The 13,990-nt window shown below is 57.1% G+C and carries 14 protein-coding genes; 3 read left to right on the forward strand and 11 right to left on the reverse strand.

Features of this window, described 5'->3' with window-relative positions:
- Window positions 1-51: 51 nt before the first annotated feature.
- From JNK62_00510 to JNK62_00530, 5 genes are all read right to left on the reverse strand, one after another.
- Window positions 52-309: a hypothetical protein gene (locus tag JNK62_00510; GenBank protein MBL8158004.1), complete on the reverse strand. Its 258-nt coding sequence runs from the start codon at window positions 307-309 to the stop codon at window positions 52-54.
- Between the two features lie 155 nt (window positions 310-464).
- Entirely contained in the window at window positions 465-3,146 is a 2,682-nt protein-coding gene (locus JNK62_00515; GenBank protein MBL8158005.1) for a hypothetical protein, read from the reverse strand.
- Window positions 3,147-3,232: 86 nt separating this feature from the next.
- Window positions 3,233-4,888, reverse strand: a complete 1,656-nt coding sequence (gene groL, locus JNK62_00520) for a chaperonin GroEL (GenBank protein MBL8158006.1) — start codon at window positions 4,886-4,888, stop codon at window positions 3,233-3,235.
- Window positions 4,889-4,898: 10 nt separating this feature from the next.
- A complete protein-coding gene (locus JNK62_00525; protein MBL8158007.1) occupies window positions 4,899-5,219 on the reverse strand; it encodes a co-chaperone GroES in 321 nt (106 codons plus the stop codon).
- A gap of 62 nt (window positions 5,220-5,281) precedes the next feature.
- On the reverse strand, window positions 5,282-5,464 hold the full coding sequence (locus tag JNK62_00530; GenBank protein MBL8158008.1) for a hypothetical protein: 183 nt from the start codon (window positions 5,462-5,464) through the stop codon (window positions 5,282-5,284).
- Between the two features lie 209 nt (window positions 5,465-5,673).
- On the opposite strand from JNK62_00530, the gene secG reads away from it, so the two are divergent.
- From secG to JNK62_00545, 3 genes are all read left to right on the forward strand, one after another.
- Window positions 5,674-5,904: a preprotein translocase subunit SecG gene (secG, locus tag JNK62_00535; protein ID MBL8158009.1), complete on the forward strand. Its 231-nt coding sequence runs from the start codon at window positions 5,674-5,676 to the stop codon at window positions 5,902-5,904.
- Between the two features lie 63 nt (window positions 5,905-5,967).
- Entirely contained in the window at window positions 5,968-7,707 is a 1,740-nt protein-coding gene (locus JNK62_00540; GenBank protein MBL8158010.1) for a hypothetical protein, read from the forward strand.
- Between the two features lie 47 nt (window positions 7,708-7,754).
- Window positions 7,755-9,635, forward strand: coding sequence for a ribonuclease J (locus tag JNK62_00545; protein ID MBL8158011.1), 1,881 nt, complete (start codon window positions 7,755-7,757; stop codon window positions 9,633-9,635).
- Here JNK62_00545 and JNK62_00550 read toward each other — a convergent pair.
- From JNK62_00550 to JNK62_00575, 6 genes are all read right to left on the reverse strand, one after another.
- Window positions 9,632-10,528 carry an A/G-specific adenine glycosylase gene (locus tag JNK62_00550; protein ID MBL8158012.1) on the reverse strand — a complete coding sequence of 299 codons (897 nt, stop codon included), beginning with the start codon at window positions 10,526-10,528 and terminating at the stop codon, window positions 9,632-9,634. The genes JNK62_00545 and JNK62_00550 overlap by 4 nt on opposite strands.
- 3 nt (window positions 10,529-10,531) lie before the next feature.
- Entirely contained in the window at window positions 10,532-11,221 is a 690-nt protein-coding gene (locus tag JNK62_00555; protein MBL8158013.1) for an HAD family phosphatase, read from the reverse strand.
- 124 nt (window positions 11,222-11,345) lie between these two features.
- Window positions 11,346-11,513, reverse strand: coding sequence for a hypothetical protein (locus JNK62_00560; GenBank protein MBL8158014.1), 168 nt, complete (start codon window positions 11,511-11,513; stop codon window positions 11,346-11,348).
- A 211-nt stretch (window positions 11,514-11,724) separates the two neighbouring features.
- On the reverse strand, window positions 11,725-12,414 hold the full coding sequence (nth, locus tag JNK62_00565; protein MBL8158015.1) for an endonuclease III: 690 nt from the start codon (window positions 12,412-12,414) through the stop codon (window positions 11,725-11,727).
- A gap of 9 nt (window positions 12,415-12,423) precedes the next feature.
- Window positions 12,424-12,921 (reverse strand): Gmad2 immunoglobulin-like domain-containing protein, encoded by a 498-nt coding sequence (locus tag JNK62_00570; protein ID MBL8158016.1) that lies wholly within the window; start codon window positions 12,919-12,921, stop codon window positions 12,424-12,426.
- 42 nt (window positions 12,922-12,963) lie between these two features.
- On the reverse strand, window positions 12,964-13,929 hold the full coding sequence (locus tag JNK62_00575) for a YvcK family protein (protein ID MBL8158017.1): 966 nt from the start codon (window positions 13,927-13,929) through the stop codon (window positions 12,964-12,966).
- Between the last annotated feature and the right edge of the window lie 61 nt (window positions 13,930-13,990).

The following is a 13,990-nucleotide window of genomic DNA, read 5'->3' on the forward strand; positions in this document are numbered from 1 at the left end:
AGAAAACGACCTCGCATATTTTTGCGAGGTCGTTCTACGGTGCCCGAGGATTCAGATACCTCGGGCGGGCGCCGGACCGAGATCGACCGGACCCTTGCGGAGCTGCTCCTTCATGTGGCGCTCGAGCGCGCACTGGTCGGTGATTTCGAATCCGAACTCATCGGGCACCGTCACGGTGTCCGCGACAGAGCACGTGTCCGACTGCAGCCAATCATGACTGCCGACCAACATCGTACGCGGCTGATCGCCGGCAAGAGCTGCTGTTGCCACAAGAGCGGCACCCAGTACGAGAAGCGACGTTGCCTTCATGGAAAATCTCCTTTTGTCAGGCGTTGCTTGTACTGTGACTATGTTACCATATATAACGAAATAAGTCAATAGCAACGAACGGGCATCTGAAAAAGAACCATCTAAAGCCATTTTCCGGATTCGTCTGTGAAGGCGTTCTGAAGATGCTCTTGGATTTACTGCACCAGCGAGCAGCCGTTCGGGTTCGGCTCCGCTTCGCAGAGACACTTGATAAATGTATCCATCGATTGTTCTGGGTTACAGGTGCGCACATCAATCGGATTCGGATTCGAGGAGCTGCCGCCAGATGCGCCCGCTTCCGCACCCGCTCCCCCTTGTACCGGTGCCGCCGTGGAAACCCTGCCGCTTTGTGCGAAGAGCCGCTTCGGTTCGTTCTCGTCGCCATTCACTCGAACCACCGTCTCATTCACGAACTTATCCTTCCCGGATTCGATGTCACAGATGACCCCGAAGCGTGTCGAGGAATTGAGTGCAGGTGTCGTGAGCTCGCCATCTTTCCCGCCCCGCTTGATCACGTTCAGCGTGGAGTCGACGACGACGCACGAGAGCGTGCCGACGCTCGTCCATGAAAGTACGCTGGTATCGCCATCATCTATAGATGAAGGGTTGGCTGTGATGGATACAACGGCAGCAGGTTGTGTTGGTTTCGGCTGTGAGGGAGTTGGAGCTGAATTCGATTCGTCATCGTTGAAGAAATTAAGAACGGTACCGAGGAGCGCGCTCAGTATTCCCAGACCTCCTTGCAGGAATGAGTTCGGGCGCGATGCGGACCGCTGCGTCTGCGTCGGCTTTGGATCCGGTTGCGGCGCTGGCTGCGGAGCAGGTGCTGGGGTTGGAGCCGGCTTGGTATCTGGCGTCGGCGTGGGTTCAGGTTCAGGAGTCGGCGTCGGTTCCGGCTGAGCAGGAGTCTCCGTAACAGGAATTTCGACCCCCTCCGGAATACTCGCACCGACTCCCAGCACATACCCGAGACGATCGATCGCCGTGCGCGCAGCTTCTGCCACACGCTCGCCGATCTTGCTCAAACCTTCAAGCAGACGCGAAGGGGTCGGTGCCGGCTGCGGGGCCGCAGCCGCTATTTCAGATTCGAGATCGATTTCAAAGGTCGTACCTTCAAGTGCTTTCTCGATGGCCGGATCGATCGCACGAAGTTCATCGAATTTCTTATTGATGATAGCGCTTCGCTCTTCGTCAGTGGTTGCGGCATCAAATTCTTGAACAAGTTCGTTGTATTCTCGCTCGAACTGCGCACGCTGCTGCGGAGTAAGCGTGTTCTCCAGCGCCTCGGCTTCGGGCGGCGTAGCATCCGTCATCACCGATCCGCCTTGAGCGACTTGTACCGTCGAAGGGATCGCGCGTACGTCAGCGGCGATCTTCTCGAGACCCTCACGCATCGAGGCAGCCTTCAATTCATTGAGCGCCTGTCGGTAGGCCACGCCTTCCTTCGAGCCGATGCCGACCCAATCAAGCATCTCGCCGAACCACGAACGATCATCAAGTGCTTCGCGCGTTTCTTCTACCGCAGCAAATGCCTCTGCTGCTGTCGTAGGAATGATGGTGGCGACTACCGACGGAGGGAGCGGCGTTACCTCGGGAATCGGAACCGTGATGCCGCTCGGATTCTCTGCATCCTTAACCACGGCTGGCGGCAAGGTGCCGCGCGGTGTATCGCCGATGAGAGGCTCTCCGGAACCGACGGTCGGCAAACCGATGCGATCCGCAGGCTGCAACGGGACGATCGGGAATCCGGTAAGGATGTTGCGTTCCAAGGGAAGATCAAGCGGCGATTGTGTCGGCTTGTTGATGTCGATGCCGCGCGATTCGTTGAGTCGCTTCAGTTTCTCGTCGAGCGCCTTGAGACGATCCTGCGCCGCAGCATCGGCGACCTGTACCGGCGGCTTGGTAGTGACCGGCGTCGGTTGCGGTTGCGGTTGCGGCTGTGGTGTCGGTGCAGGTGCAGGAGCTGGCGTCGGTGAAGAATTTCCTGAGGAGAGACCGCCTCCCCCGCCGAATCCGCCGAAAAGGCTGCCGATAGTGGAGATGAAATTCGAGAACAGATTGAACCCCGCAGACGCACCAGTGCCACCGAATGAGGGTGACGCATCACCGAAGGTATTCCCGAACGGATTCCCTCCGCTGAAAACACCGTCTAGATATTCCCTGTTGCCGGAGATGATTCCTCCGATACTCGGCTTGGTTCCCGGTTTCAGCGTGAAGGGAGAGCCCGAATCGGTAAACGTGGTTCCTGGTTTCGGTGGTGTTACCGGCTTTGGCGATTCCGAAATAAGTTCACCCTCCCATCCCTCTCCTGTCGGCGACGGGCGGACACTTCCACTAGTTCCACCTCCACCTGAACCGCCGCTCGGAATTGAAGGCGCGGACGGACTCGGGCTCGGCGTTGAAGGCTGCGGAGCACTCGGCGTCGGCGAAGGGGTTGGTGTAGAGGGAGTGGGGGTCGGGGTTGGTGCTGGTTTAAGTGGATCATCTTTTCCACTTGAGCCACCAGGGATTTCGTACGGCTTATCTTCGAGAGGCTTTCCATCGCACTTGAGCGATGCCACGCATTTTCCTGACTTACATATTGAAGTGATGACAGGATTGGCGATGTCTTTGCACTCCAAACCGACCTGATCTCCTGATATCGGCTCACGCATACACACTTCCCCCTCTTTCAGAGGATCGAAACCATTCTCAACCCCTTGGCCGGCAGCGCAGCGGAAATTACCGACATCTTGGCGTGTACTACCTCGAAGGGGCGTATCTTGCGCAAAAAGCGTAAGCGGCATACTCGCTGCGAACACAAAAAGTGCCGCAGAGATCTGAAGATGTATCCTCATTAGGTCTATTATATGCAGAGCGGCCGCCCTTTCGGGCGGCCGCTGCTTCTATTCTGTTGAGAACTCTAGCTGACGTAGCGACGGGATTACTCCATCCCCATGCCGCCCATGCCCATGTCGCCGACTGCCGGATTGGCTTTCTTGTCTTCAGGTTCATCAGCGACCGCCGCTTCAGTTGTGAGAAGGACCGCTGCAGCGGAAGCCGCGTTCTGTACGCCCGAGCGCGTCACCTTCACCGGATCGACGATACCCGCTTCGATCATGTCGACGATCGTCGGTTCGGTCGATTCGCTTGCAGCGTCGTAGCCGAAGTTGCCGCCCTTCGTGACGACTTCGCGCAGAATCACTTCCGCATCTTCACGGCCGGCGTTCTTCGCGATCTGGAGAAGCGGAGCGGAAAGTGCGGTGATGAGGATGCGGTAGCCGATCGAGAATTCGTCGTGCGCACCTGCTTTCACGTTCTTCGCGATCTTCGCACCGACTTTCGCAAGCGCGGAACCGCCGCCCGGGACGATTCCTTCCGCGATAGCCGCCTTCGTCGCGTTGACCGCGTCTTCGATCTTGTCCTTGAGGTATTTCATCTCGGTCTCCGTTGCTGCACCGACACGGATGACCGCGACACCGCCGGAGAGCTTCGCGATACGCTCGTCGAGCTTCTCCGTATCGAATTTCGAATCCGAATTCTCTGCCTGCTTCTTGAGCTGCGCGACACGCTTCTCGATGTCTGCTTTCTTTCCCTTGCCACCGACGATGACGGTCGAATCCTTCGTCGCGACGACGCGCTGTGCGCGACCGAGCATCGTGAGATCCGCTTTCTCGAGAGTCGAACCGGTGTCATCGGAAATGACCTGTGCACCGACGGTGATCGCGATATCCGCAAGGATCTCCTTCTTGCGATCGCCATAGCCCGGTGCCTTCACCGCGAGCACGCTGAACGCGCCACGGAGCTTGTTGAGGACGAGCATCGGGAGCGCTTCGCCATCCACATCATCCGCGATGATGACGAGCTCTTTCTTGCCACCTTGGGCTAGCTTCTCCAAGAGAGGAAGGATGTCTTTCACCGTCGAGATCTTCTTATCGGTGATGAGGATCGGCGCATCCTTCGCTTCTGCTTCCATACGCTCCGCATTGGTGATCATGTACGCAGAGACGTAGCCTTTATCGAACTCGAGTCCTTCGACATAATCCGTCTCGATGCCGATCGACTGCGATTCTTCGACGGTCACCACGCCATCCTTGCCGACTTTCTCGACGACATCCGCGATCTTCGCGCCAAGCTCTTCAGATTCAGCGGAGATGGATGCGACCTGACGCGTCTCCTCCTTGGTCTTGATCGGCTTCGCCATCTTCTTCAACTCATCGACAGCGTCCTTTGCCGCAGCTTCGATGCCGCGACGGATCATCATCGCGTTCGCGCCCATTGCCGTGCGCTTCAAGCCTTCGTGGACGAGCGCCTGCGTGAGGACGACTGCGGTCGACGTACCATCACCTGCCTTGTCGTTCGTCTTCGTCGCGACCTCCTTCACGATGCCCGCGCCCATGTTCTCGAACTTATCCGCGAGCGTGATCTCCTTCGCGATGGAAACGCCGTCGTTGGTGATGACCGGACCGCCCCATGAGCGATCGATCGCGACATTGCGACCACGCGGACCGATGGTCACTTTCACTGCACCGGCGACGATGTCGACACCGCGCTTGAGCGCGTTGCGGACATCTCCCTCAAAGATTACTTGTTTTGCCATAGAGAATTAGTTAGTTGAAGACCGCAAGGATGCTGGACTCGCTGATAATGTAGTATTCCTGATCCTCTATCTTCACTTCGTCGAAACCGTATTTGGAGAACATCACCTTGTCGCCCACTTTGACGCCTACGGGGATGATGTCGTTATCGTCACCGCGCTTGCCGGGACCGACCGCGACGACCGTTCCGCGCTCAGGCTTTTCAGTACGCGCCGTATCAGGGATATAAATGCCGCCAGGAGATTTCGCATCGTCCGCCGAATCCGGTCGGACTAAGACACGATCACCAAGCGGTTGAATGCCGATCTTTTTTGATCCTTTCGATGTGGCCATAGTGCCTAGATAGATTAGTTATAAGCGCACAAATTATTGCAAAAAAAGCGCCGAAATCAAGTCTAAAAAAGAAGAAGCGGCATCTGTTCGATGCCGCTTCGTAATTCTTCGGATGGGCCTATGCGGCCAGTCGGCGTGCCTTCTTCGGTCGTCGCGAGAATAACCTGCCGATTCTTCGAATAAACCGCTTGAAAAACGGCGTCGAGACGGTTGGTTGCGTGCGATGTGTCGCCCGATTGCAGCATTGCCGGTACTTCTTCTGATCTCTACCAGACATCCTGAACCCTCAGATTTGTACGCTTCAGACAGCCTGAAGCTCGCGGTAGTATGCTCCTCCTTTTTCTCGACGCAAGCCTAACTTGACTAGTGTTTGTATATATGATATTATTATATCCATCAACGAGTCCGGTGGTCCTAAATTGACTGCCTCCCCCCGTTCTGATACCTTGAAGCCATGGAAATCTCGGCGGTACTGCCATACGTGCAGATCGCTCTCTCGGTACTCCTCGTCGTTGCGATCCTCTTGCAGCGAACCGGAGCAAGCCTTGGGGGTGCTTTCGGTGCTGATAACTTCAGCTCCGGTTTCCACACGCGCAGGGGGTTTGAGAAGACACTCTTCCAAGCTACCATTGTCCTCGGCATCCTGTTTGCTTTGTCTGCGCTCGTGAATATCCTTATCAGTTAGTCCGGCACGCGGCATATTCGCGGCCTCCGAGGACTCTTTCCTCGTGCTTCTACTTTTGTCTACATGAACGCGCCAGAACCCATCAGTCGCGCGCCTCGCTTCGAAGGCCTCCATACCCTCCTCGCTGCCTTCACGCCGGTACAGCGCATGCTGCTTTATATATTCGCCGTCCTCATGGCGCTGAGCACCTTCGTGCTTCTTGCTCAGGCGAACAACATGATTTCGGTGCAGGTCCCCGCGCCGGGCGGATCGTTCGTCGAGGGCGGCGTCGGGACTCCCCGTTTCGCTAATCCGCTCCTCGCGACTTCGCAGACGGATCAGGATCTCACGACGCTCATCTATTCAGGACTCCTGCGCGAGAATCACGACGGCGGCTTCTCGCCGGATCTTGCGGAAAGCATGGATGTTTCAGCTGACGGACTCACCTATACGTTCCGTCTCAAAGAAGGCCTCACCTTCCACGACGGCCACCCGCTCACCGCCGATGATGTTCTGTTCACCGTAGCCCTCGCACAGAATCCTGATGCAAAGAGCACGCGCCGTGGCGACTGGGAAGGCATTGCGGCCCGCAAGGAAGACGATCGCACGGTCATTTTCACGCTTCCGGCAGCGTACGCACCGTTCTCTGAGATCGCGACGACCGGCATCCTGCCGAAGCATCTCTGGGAACCGGTCCCGGTCACCGAATTCCAATTCGCACCTTTGAATACGCACCCCGTGGGCAGCGGCCCCTACCGCATCAAGGATGTAACCGTCGATACGACCGGTGCACCGACCGAATACAAACTCACCGCGTTCAAGAAATTCGCACTCGGCGAACCGAACGTGACGCGCATCACCTATCGCATCTATCTGAGCGAAGATGAAGCGCGCTCGGCATTCGAGGACGGCGACATCGATAGCTTCGTCTCCACGGTGCCGAAGGCGCTGCCGCGCGATGCCGCAGAAGACGGCGCTCTCATGCACGTCCCACTCAGCCGCGTATTCGGCGTCTTCTTCAACCAGAATCACGCAAGCGCTCTCGCGAATGCATCGGTGCGCCAAGCGCTCGATAGTGCGATCGATAAGCAACGAATCATCAATGAGGTCCTCGGCGGCTACGGCTCGGTGCTTGAAGGTCCGATCCCACCCGGCATGCTTCGCGCCACGACGACCGCAGCAACTACGACGGCTCCGATCGATCATGCGGCGGACGCACGTGCGGCACTCACCCGCGGCGGTTGGAAATATGATGAGAGCTCGCAATCATGGAGCAAAGACGGTACGACGCTCTCGCTGAAGCTCGCTACGGCGGATACTGAAGAACTCGTCGCGACCGCCCGCGCCGTCGCCGACGCGTGGAACGCCATCGGCGTGAAAGCAGAGGTGGAAGTCTACCCGCTGACCGAGTTCAACCAGACCATATTGCGTCCGCGCGCATATGACGCTATTCTCTTCGGCGAAGTCGTCGGACGTTCGCTCGACCTGTACCCCTACTGGCACTCGTCGCAGCGCAACGATCCCGGCCTCAATCTCGCCCTCTACGCGAATCCGGACGCCGATAAGGCGCTCGTAGACGCTCGGGCACAGGTGGACGTCCTCGCACGTCAGGCCTCGCTGCTTTCGTTCATCGAAAGCGTCGAGACCGATACGCCTGCCGTGTTCCTCTATGCGCCGCACGCCGCCTATCTCGTGCCGGAGGGCCTCCAGGGCATCCGCTTAGGGACGCTGACGACGCCCGCGGAGCGGTTCATCAATGTGCACGAATGGTATCGCGATACGGAACGTGTCTGGGATATCTTCGCGTCAGATTCAACTCAATAAGTTACAAACATTATCAAATTATTAATTCCAGAAATTCAGTTATGTTCATGCAACCTAACCAGCCTGCTCCGCAAGGAGGTGGCGAGACCCGCTCGCAAAACCGACCGCACGGCAATCGCCAAGGCGGCGGTCCGCGACAGCGCCGTGGCGGCGCCGGTCGATCATTTAGACCGAATCGTCCACGCCGCAACTCGATCGTAAAGGTCGAGCATGCAGCACCATCGCCGCGCCAGAAGCCGCAGGCGAAGATCCCGGCAGTACCGGAAAACGCGGTGCGCATCGTACCGCTCGGCGGTGTCGAAGAGATCGGCCGCAACATGACGGCGGTGGAAGTCGGCAACGACATCTACATCCTCGACGCAGGATTCCAGTTCAAGGAAGACGAGACGCCGGGTATCGATTACATCCTTCCGAACACCGGATACCTCGAAGAGAATCGCGACAAGATCCGCGGTCTTCTCATCTCGCACGGCCACCTCGACCACATCGGCGGTATTCCCTACATCATGGATCGCGTCGGTAATCCGATGATCTACACGCGCAAGCTCACGGGCAAGATGATCCAGAAGCGTCAGGAAGAATTCGCCGGCGCACCGGTCGTCATCCGCGAAGTCGAGAAGGACGAGGCGATCCGCCTCGGTGATCACGTCATCCGCTTCTTCGGCGTCACCCACACCGTTCCGGATTCGATGGGTATCATCATCGAGACCCCGTGGGGCGATGTCGTCTTTACGGGAGATATCAAGCTCAACCACGACAACGGCGAGCCGTCAGACGAGGAAAAGCGCGAATTCTCCATCTTCCAGAACCGCAAGGTATTGGCACTCCTCATGGACTCCACGAACGTGTGGCAGCCGGGCTTCTCGATTCCTGAGAAGAACGTCTACGCGACGCTCGAGAAGATCGTGAAGGATTCCAACAGCCGCCTCATCATCGCGATGTTCGCCTCCCACTTGGAGCGCCTCATCCGCGTCATCCATTTCGCGGAAGAAGCGGGCAAGAAGATCATCATCGATGGTCGTTCCATGCGCACCAACATCGAGATCGCGCGCGAGCTTGGGTTAGTGAAGTACAAGGACGAGAGCGTGGTCAGTGTCGAGAATATGGCGCAGTATCCGCCGGAGAAGCTTGTGATTCTTGCAACCGGCGCACAGGGAGACGAATTCGCTTCCCTCGCTCGCATCGGTAACAAGACGCACAAGTACATCCGCTTGCAGCCGACGGACACCGTCGTTCTCTCGTCGTCCGTCATTCCAGGCAACGAGCGCGCCGTCCAGAAGCTTAAGGACAACCTCTCGCGTCAGGGCGCGCACATCATCACCTACCACGCATCCGACGTTCACGCGTCTGGTCACGGTAACCGCGAAGAAGCGGCATGGATCCACAAGCAGGTGAAGCCGAAGTTCTTCATCCCGGTCCACGGCTATCACTACATGCTCCGCGTCCACGGCCATCTCGCACACGAGCTCGGTATGCCGAAGGAGAACGTCATGATCCCGGACAACGGTTCGATCATCGAGATCTTCGAAGGAGAGAAGATCACGAAGAACTCGATCAAGGCGCCGTCGGAACTTCGCGTCGTCGAAGGGCACGTGGTCTCCGAACTGAGCGATGTCTTGATGCGCGATCGTAAGGCGCTTGGTCAGGAAGGTTTCTGTGTCGTCGTCGCCACCGTCGATCGCCGCACCGGCCGACTCCACAAATCTCCCGACATCATCTCACGCGGCTTCGTCTACCTGAGGGACAACAAGGATCTCATGGATCAGACGCGCCTCATCATCCGCAAGAGCGTCGAAGGTTCGATGAAGAACCCGCGCTCAGCCGATCTCGATGCGGCGCGCGAGGATCTCGCCGAGAACGTCTCGCGCTTTCTTCTCATGAAGACCCACAAGCGTCCGATCGTGATCCCGGTCATCGTGAGCATCTAGTCGGCAAGCTGCCACGACTTCCCTTTCTTGATGAGAAGCCCTTCGGCTTCCATCGCCCGAAGCACCTGCTCGATACGGTAGGTGTTTTTGGTTTGTTCGCGCACGAGTGCCGATTCAGCAATAGGCCCGTCCATCAAACGACGCAGGAGCTGTCCCCGAAGCTGGCGTTGCGACCCTTCGAATTTCGATTGCACCGTGTGGTGCTTGCTTCTGCGCGACGGGTTCGGGTGCGCTTTTTTGACATGGGAGCCGTAGTCCATGAATGCTGCATACCATTCGCGCGGTGATTCGGCATGAAGGATGAGTTTCCTGAGGATGGGCATAAGCTTCGTGTCCGGCACGTTCTTCGATCGAGGGAAGAAATGATGCAGCAGCGCGGCGCGGATATTCGTCTCGATGAACACCTCCGGCTCATCGAATGCAAAAGCACGGATCGCCCCTGCGGTATACGGGCCGATGGCAGGCAGCGCGACAAGCTTCTCGCGATCCTTCGGGACTTTGCCGCTATGCTTCTCGACGATCGCCTTCGCACACTCGCGCAGCAGTTTCCCACGGCGGTTGTAGCCGAGCCCCTGCCACTCCTTCAAGACGCTGGGAAGCGATGCGGATGCGAGTGCTTGAGGGGTCGGGAATTTCCGCATCCAGCGCTCGAAATACGGCTTCACGCGATTAACCTGCGTCTGTTGCAGCATGATCTCTGAGACGAGTATCGCGTACGGATCGCGCGTGCGGCGCCACGGCAGATCATGTCTCCCATATGCCTTCCAATACCCCACCACCAATGAGTGGAAGGCGGCGACCCGTGCGTTTTCATGCTTCTTCGCAGCGCGACGGCGCGAGGAGGAATGAATTTTCAGCAGAAAATTACATGACCCCGAAAATGTGCGGGGCACAGACTAGAGCTCATAAATCACATCCTTCCTCTCTACGACGACCTTCCAGCCCACCCTTTTGGCGTGCTTATAGAGCTTGGCGTTCGGGTTGAAACAGATAGGTCGGGCGACGAGTTCAAGGAACGGGATATCCGATTCCGTATCCCCCACACCCACCGAACCATCCAAAGTGAGATCGTGCTTCTCGACGGCGCGCTTTACGATCGCCGCCTTATTGAATATGAGATGCGCGTCCATGACTTCCCCCGTGAATGCGTCCGTGGGACCGATCTCATACATCGTGCCGTATACCTTGTCGAAGCCAAGGTGCGGACAGAACTTGTCGAGGATGCTCTTCGGAGAGTGCGACACCGCGAGGAGGAAATAACCGTCCTGCTTGAGCTGCTTCAGGAGATCGCGCGTATAGGTATACACGCGGCGCCAGTGCTCCTCGACGACATATTCGGCGACATCGGAAAGGACGCGATACTGCATGCCTTTCAAATGCTTGTAGAACGAGCTGACGACCGCTTGGATGTAGGCGTCGTAATCCCCTTCGCGGTTGAGCCACTTCTCCTTTTCCGCATCGAATTCATCGCGTGCACTTTCCGGAAACGCGCCGACGAAGATGAGCCGGTCCACCACCTCGATGAGGAGCGACGAGCGGAATATCGTGCCATCAACATCAAAAACCGCAACTCGCTTTTTTTCCATAGGAGCAATAATACCCATTCTGGGGAGTCGAAGCTATACCACAGACGACACTGGGCAGAAATTGCCGCAGTGCTACCATTCCTTCAGAAGTCGCGCTGACAACGATGCAAGGAGGATCGCTATGTCAGAAATGCACCAATGCGAAATGCGCATCGCCACTGAGGACAATATGCAGTGCGCGGGTGAGACCAATTGCAGGATCGAGCATAACGGCACGAAAGTGTATGCGTGCGATCCCTGCATTGCGACCCTTACCGGGACTCCATTCTGCTTCGAGCACGGACGTGTACATATCATGTTCCTTGGGCGCCCCGGTGTATTTGGATGCCCCGATTGCCTGCGCGAAGCGGATGCCTTACCTCAACAGGTAATGGGATGATTATTTGGCTCGTGGCCAATGTCAGAAGTCCCCGATGAAAACATCGGGGACATTCTTTGAGAACTCTCGGTTCTCAACGGGCGATTTCGCTTCGCTCATCACCCTGCTCTCCGACACGGGAAAACTACAGTTTTCCCGACCCCTTTCGCCTCTCGTTGGCTGAAGGCCAACGAGATTTTGCAGGTGGCCACAGTTTTGTGAGGGGGTGCTGCGCGCAATCATGCCGGTGCGCCTTGCAGATGTAACGGCCGTAGAGCACGAGGCCGTTGTTTACGTATTTCCAGTCTTTCTCCGGCACCAACGCTTCCAGATCCTTTGATATCTTGTTGAGATCGGTATGGGTCGTCAGTTCGAATTTCCGTGCAAAACGTTTTACGTGCGTGTCCGTCGGGATTCCCGGCCAGACATCAAATAATTCCCCCACAATGACATGCGCCGTCTTATAACCGACGCCCGGTAGTTTCTGCAGCCTCGCGACATCGTTCGGTACTCTGCCGCCGTATTCTGCCTGTACCATCTTCGCCGACGCGATCACATGCTTCGCTTTCGTGCGGAAGAACGAGACTCGAGCGATTTCGCGCGCGAATTCATTCGGATCCGCGGACGCAAAATCCTTGGGTGTCTTGTATTTTGCGAAGAGCGTCTCGGTGACTTTATTTACCAGCTTATCGGTACACTGCGCCGAGAGCATCACCGCAACCACGAACTGGAATGGCGTCGTGTGATTGAGCTCACTTTTTGGTTGCGGATAGGCCTTTTTGAGGTAGCGGACGATCTTTGCGGCGCGGGCTTTTCGTTCAGCAAGACTCGTCATCCGAGCATCTTACTGGATGGTGATCGGAATTGAAATCGAGGCAGCGTTTTCAGGCAGACCCGATGGATTGTCGTTACGCAGTATGAGGGTCGCCTTCCCTTTGTAGTTCGGGATCGAGACTTGGAAGCTGAACGGTACGAAGGCCGGCGTCATCCACTCTCCCTGTGCCTGTACCGGACCTTCAGCGATCTTTTTGCCATTCGCGTCTTGCACTTCATACGGGAAACTCGCCTCGAAATACCACCCACCGACGGCCTTGCCGCTCACCGTGAATGTCGACGGGACGGTCGCGCCGGGCGCCGGCATAGTCACTTGGATGCGATTGGAATCCGCATTATCGTACACCGCCACCGGCGCGGTCGGATTCTGTGTCGGCGTAGTAGTCGGCGTGGAGGTTGCCGGCTGATTAAGCCCAGGAACCTGGGGCAAGGCTTCAAATCCACCGGTGTACCAGACACCTGCTGCAAAAGCGAGCGCCGCTATGAATATGGTGAAAAGGATACGCATGGCTTCACTATACCAGACGTATGAGGTGTCGTTTGCTTTCAACTAGAGCTCAGCGAGGACCTTCGCCACCTTGTCCGAATCGTGGCGTGCAAGGTCTGATTCTGACGCGAAATCGCCCAGAATGATCTCCGTCGCATAGGTCTCCAGCTCGGTCGTATCGAGCACCATCGGCTCCTTCTTCTCTTCAGCGTAGGCAGCGAGCATTGCCGGATCAGGCTTCGTGGTGTTGCAGAGAACCGCATCGAACGATTCGATACCCATGTACGCGCAGAGTTCTTTGGCGACGGCGGAGATGGTATATCCGTTGGTCTCTCCCCACTTGGTCATAAGCGGCGCGACGAGCACTTTCTTGGCGGTACTGGTGCGGAGGACCTCCTGCATACCTTCGACAAGGAAATTCGGCATCAGCGACGAATAGAGGTCACCCGGGCAGATCACGATGACGTCGGCTTCTTCGATGGCCTCTGCGGTCTCATCGTAGATGCGGGCAGGCGGCTTGAGGAAGACCTCTTCGATCCTGATATTGCCATCATGCTTAGGCTCGTCGATATTCGTCTCTCCTTCGATCTCGGTGCCGTCTTCCAAGCGCGCATGCACATGCGCCTTATCGAGCGAGACCGGTAATACCTTGCCGTTGAGATCGAGAAGCTCCGAGGCCTTTTTGATTCCTTCAATATCTGAGCCGTAGATGGACGTGAGCGCCACGAGGAACAGATTCCCGAAGCTATGTCCGTGGAGTGAGGATTTATTCCCGTTGCCGTTACCGTTCTCGAAACGGAACGCGAACAGTTTGCGGAGGATCTCCGCGCGCTTCCCTTCCGAGAGCGCGAGGAGACAGCGGCGCACATCGCCCGGCGGGAGCACGCCGAATTCGTCCCGCAGGACACCGGTAGAGCCGCCGGAATCGAACATGGTAACGACCGCCGTGATATCCAGCGTATACATCCTGAGGCCGCGCAGCACGACGTAACTGCCGGTGCCGCCTCCGATCGTGACGACTTTCTTCATACGTATCCTGAGAATAGCCGCCGCCGGAAGGCAGTGGTGATTCCTACTATAGCTGACGGAT

This window comes from bacterium (assembly GCA_016789445.1).
In the GTDB taxonomy this organism is placed as follows: Bacteria; Patescibacteriota; Minisyncoccia; order Phycocordibacterales; family UBA2100; genus UBA10103.

Coding starts and splice junctions, on each gene's coding strand:
- nth (MBL8158015.1), bottom strand. CDS start 12,414: ATGACGAGTCTTGCTGAACGAAAAGCCCGCGCCGCAAAGATCGTCCGC.
- JNK62_00530 (MBL8158008.1), bottom strand. CDS start 5,464: ATGCTGCAATCGGGCGACACATCGCACGCAACCAACCGTCTCGACGCC.
- JNK62_00525 (MBL8158007.1), bottom strand. CDS start 5,219: ATGGCCACATCGAAAGGATCAAAAAAGATCGGCATTCAACCGCTTGGT.
- JNK62_00545 (MBL8158011.1), top strand. CDS start 7,755: ATGCAACCTAACCAGCCTGCTCCGCAAGGAGGTGGCGAGACCCGCTCG.
- secG (MBL8158009.1), top strand. CDS start 5,674: ATGGAAATCTCGGCGGTACTGCCATACGTGCAGATCGCTCTCTCGGTA.
- JNK62_00510 (MBL8158004.1), bottom strand. CDS start 309: ATGAAGGCAACGTCGCTTCTCGTACTGGGTGCCGCTCTTGTGGCAACA.
- JNK62_00575 (MBL8158017.1), bottom strand. CDS start 13,929: ATGAAGAAAGTCGTCACGATCGGAGGCGGCACCGGCAGTTACGTCGTG.
- JNK62_00570 (MBL8158016.1), bottom strand. CDS start 12,921: ATGCGTATCCTTTTCACCATATTCATAGCGGCGCTCGCTTTTGCAGCA.
- groL (MBL8158006.1), bottom strand. CDS start 4,888: ATGGCAAAACAAGTAATCTTTGAGGGAGATGTCCGCAACGCGCTCAAG.
- JNK62_00515 (MBL8158005.1), bottom strand. CDS start 3,146: ATGAGGATACATCTTCAGATCTCTGCGGCACTTTTTGTGTTCGCAGCG.
- JNK62_00540 (MBL8158010.1), top strand. CDS start 5,968: ATGAACGCGCCAGAACCCATCAGTCGCGCGCCTCGCTTCGAAGGCCTC.
- JNK62_00555 (MBL8158013.1), bottom strand. CDS start 11,221: ATGGAAAAAAAGCGAGTTGCGGTTTTTGATGTTGATGGCACGATATTC.
- JNK62_00560 (MBL8158014.1), bottom strand. CDS start 11,513: ATGTACACGTCCGTGCTCGAAGCAGAATGGAGTCCCGGTAAGGGTCGC.